This is a genomic window from Pseudomonas sp. AGC41 (genome assembly GCF_057334555.1).
This window is the reverse complement of record NZ_JBHFJB010000070.1, coordinates 1-1354: the sequence shown is the minus strand read 5'-3', so window position 1 is coordinate 1354 and position 1354 is coordinate 1. Positions and strand designations below refer to the sequence as shown.

Annotated in this window: 1 protein-coding gene; it reads right to left on the bottom strand. The window is 59.9% G+C overall.

The window, feature by feature from the left end; genetic code table 11:
• Positions 1-1238: maltose alpha-D-glucosyltransferase (treS, locus tag ACE04F_RS13310; protein ID WP_486107325.1), on the bottom strand; the 1238-nt coding region annotated here is incomplete at its 3' end.
• Between the last annotated feature and the right edge of the window lie 116 nt (positions 1239-1354).

Sequence of the window (1354 nt, the reverse complement as noted above, 5' to 3'; positions counted from 1 at the left end):
AGCGGCGTGCGCACGCCGTCGCGGTCACCGAGGTAGATGTTGTCGCCCATGCCGATTTCATCGCCGTAGTACAAAGTCGGCGTACCAGGCATCGACAGCAGCAAACTGTTGAGCAATTCCACGCGGCGCCGGTCGCGCTCCATCAGCGGCGCCAGGCGCCGGCGAATGCCCAGGTTGATCCGCGCCCGGCGATCGGCCGCGTAGTAGTTCCACAGGTAGTCGCGTTCCTTGTCGGTGACCATCTCCAGGGTCAGCTCATCGTGGTTGCGCAAGAAAATCGCCCATTGGCAATTGGCCGGAATTTCCGGCGTCTGGCGCAGGATGTCGGTGATCGGGAAACGATCCTCCTGGGCCAGCGCCATGTACATGCGCGGCATCAACGGGAAGTGAAACGCCATGTGACATTCGTCGCCATTGAGGCCTTGGGTGTCGACATCGCCAAAATACAGCTGGGTGTCTTCCGGCCACTGATTGGCCTCGGCCAGCAGCATGCGGTCGGGGTAGTTGGCGTCGATCTCGGCGCGGATCAACTTGAGGACGTCATGGGTCTCGGGCAAATTCTCGTTGTTGGTGCCGTCGCGCTCGATCAAATAGGGAATCGCGTCCAGGCGCAGGCCATCGATGCCCATGTCAAGCCAGTAGCGCATCACCGACAGCACGGCCTTGATGACCTGCGGGTTGTCGAAGTTGAGGTCCGGCTGGTGGGAATAGAAGCGGTGCCAGAAGTACTGGCCGGCGACCGGATCCCAGGTCCAGTTGGACTTCTCGGTATCGAGAAAAATGATCCGCGTACCGTCGTACTTGTGATCGTCATCCGACCAGACATAGAAATCCCGCGCCTTCGAGCCCTTCTTGGCTTTGCGCGCGAGCTGGAACCAGGGATGCTGATCCGAGGTGTGGTTGATGACCAGCTCGGTGATGACCCGCAGGTTGCGCTTGTGGGCCTCGGCAATGAAGCGCCGCGCATCGGCCATGGTGCCGTAGTCGGGGCTGACGCCACGGTACTCGGCGATGTCGTAACCGTCATCGCGCCGGGGCGAAGGATAAAACGGCAGCAACCAGATAGTGTTGACGCCCAGGTCGGCAATGTAGTCGAGCTTCTCGATCAGCCCGGGAAAGTCGCCGATCCCGTCATTGTTGGAGTCGAAATAGGATTTGACGTGGACCTGATAGATCACCGCGTCCTTGTACCAGAGCGGGTCGTTGATAAAGGTGGCAGACCGGGGTTTCTTGGCCATTTGCAACTCCTGAAAATTCGGTAAAACCGTTGGGCTGGCTATATCTACGTGGCGAGGGAGCTTGCTCCCGCTGGGCTGCGTAGCGGCCCCAAAAAAAGGCGATGAGCGCTTCGCAC